This window comes from Pinisolibacter sp. DMC19, from assembly GCF_056313985.1.
Genome location: NZ_JBQUZF010000015.1, coordinates 1 through 2,500 on the forward strand (window position 1 = coordinate 1; position 2,500 = coordinate 2,500).

Below are 2,500 nucleotides of genomic sequence, written 5' to 3' on the forward strand. Positions count from 1 at the left end.
CTGTGCTTACACACCCGGCCTATCGACGTGGTCGTCTTCCACGGCTCTGTTTTGCGAGATCTTGTTTTGACGTGGGTTTCCCGCTTAGATGCCTTCAGCGGTTATCCCTTCCGCACATAGCTACCCTGCACTGCCGTTGGCACGACAACAGGTCCACCAGTGGTGCGTCCATCCCGGTCCTCTCGTACTAAGGACAGATCGTCTCAAATCTCGAACACCCACGGCAGATAGGGACCGAACTGTCTCACGACGTTCTGAACCCAACTCACGTACCACTTTAATCGGCGAACAGCCGAACCCTTGGGACCTGCTCCAGCCCCAGGATGTGATGAGTCGACATCGAGGTGCCAAACACTGCCGTCGATATGGACTCTTGGGCAGTATCAGCCTGTTATCCCCGGCGTACCTTTTATCCGTTGAGCGATGGCCCGTCCACGTGGGACCACCGGATCACTATGGCCGACTTTCGTCTCTGCTCGACTTGTCAGTCTCGCAGTCAGGCAGGCTTATGCCATTGCACTCGACGACCGATTTCCGACCGGTCTGAGCCCACCATCGCGCGCCTCCGTTACTCTTTGGGAGGCGACCGCCCCAGTCAAACTGCCCACCATGCGCTGTCTTGGACCCTGTTGGGCCGCAGTTAGACATTCATGACGATAAGGGTGGTATTTCAAGGATGACTCCACGAAAGCTGGCGCCTCCGCTTCAAAGTCTACCACCTATCCTACACATGCCGACACGAATGCCAGCGCAAAGTTGCAGTAAAGGTGCACGGGGTCTTTCCGTCTAACCGCAGGAACCTCGCATCTTCACGAGGAATTCAATTTCACTGAGTCTCTGCTGGAGACAGCGGGGAAGTCGTTACGCCATTCGTGCAGGTCGGAACTTACCCGACAAGGAATTTCGCTACCTTAGGACCGTTATAGTTACGGCCGCCGTTTACCGGGGCTTCGATTCAAAGCTTGCACCTCTCCTCTTAACCTTCCGGCACCGGGCAGGCGTCAGACCCTATACGTCGCCTTGCGGCTTCGCAGAGCCCTGTGTTTTTGCTAAACAGTCGCCACCCCCTGGCTTGTGCCCCCCACACCTGCTTGCGCAAGCATGGGGCCTCCTTATCCCGAAGTTACGGAGGCAATTTGCCGAGTTCCTTCAGCAGAGTTCTCTCAAGCGCCTTGGTATGCTCTACCAGTCCACCTGTGTCGGTTTCGGGTACGGTCTATACGGGAGGCTGTTTCCTGGAACCCCTTCGCTGCACGAACAATCCGATAAGCTCGTACAACACACGGGATTCGTCACTGCTCCCAGGCCGGGGAATATTCACCCCGTTCCCATCGACTACGCCTTTCGGCCTCGCCTTAGGGGCCGGCTAACCCTGCGCAGATTAACTTTACGCAGGAACCCTTGGACTTTCGGCGAGGGTGTCTCTCACACCCTTTATCGTTACTCATGTCAGCATTCGCACTTCCCATACCTCCACGGCGCCTCGCGGCTACCGCTTCAACAGCCTAGGGAACGCTCCGCTACCGCTCTTGCGAGCCCGCAGCTTCGGCTCGTGGCTTGAGCCCCGGTACATCTTCGGCGCAGAAACCCTTGTTTAGACCAGTGAGCTGTTACGCTTTCTTTAAATGATGGCTGCTTCTAAGCCAACATCCTGGTTGTTTTGGGATCTCCACATCCTTTCCCACTTAGCCACGAATTAGGGGCCTTAGCTGGCGATCAGGGTTTTTTCCCTCTTCACGACGGACGTTAGCACCCGCCGTGTGTCTGCCGGACAGTACTTCCCGGTATTCGGAGTTTACTTAGGTTTGGTAGATCTGTAGGACCCCCTAGCCCATGTAGTGCTCTACCCCCGGGAGTATTCATCCGACGCGCTACCTAAATAGCTTTCGCGGAGAACCAGCTATCTCCGAGTTTGGTTGGCCTTTCACCCCTAGCCACAGCTCATCCGAGACTTTTTCAACAGGCACCGGTTCGGCCCTCCAGTGCGTGTTACCGCACCTTCAGCCTGGCCATGGCTAGATCACTCGGTTTCGGGTCTAATCCGACGAACTGAACGCCCTGTTCAGACTCGCTTTCGCTACGCCTACACCTACCGGCTTAAGCTTGCTCGCCAGACTAACTCGCTGACCCATTATACAAAAGGTACGCAGTCACCCAGGACGAACCTTGGGCTCCCACTGTTTGTAGGTATCCGGTTTCAGGAACTGTTTCACTCCCCTTGTCGGGGTGCTTTTCACCTTTCCCTCACGGTACTTGTTCGCTATCGGTCGCTGAGGAGTACTTAGGCTTGGAGGGTGGTCCCCCCATGTTCAGACAGGATTTCACGTGTCCCGCCCTACTCATGTCCTCTAATTCTCGACACCTCTACGGGGCTGTCACCCATTGTCGCCGACTGTTCCAAGTCGTTCGAGTTGGAGAATTAAAGGCACTGGCCTGATCCGCGTTCGCTCGCCACTACTAGCGGAGTCTCTGTTGATGTCCTTTCCTCCGGGTACTTAGA

General features: G+C 55.9%; 1 rRNA gene (cut by a window edge). It reads right to left on the reverse strand.

Going from position 1 to position 2,500, the window contains the following annotated elements:
- Positions 1-2,500, reverse strand: a 23S ribosomal RNA gene (locus tag ACT53U_RS19525) (its annotated part continues 178 nt past the right edge of the window); the annotation flags it as partial.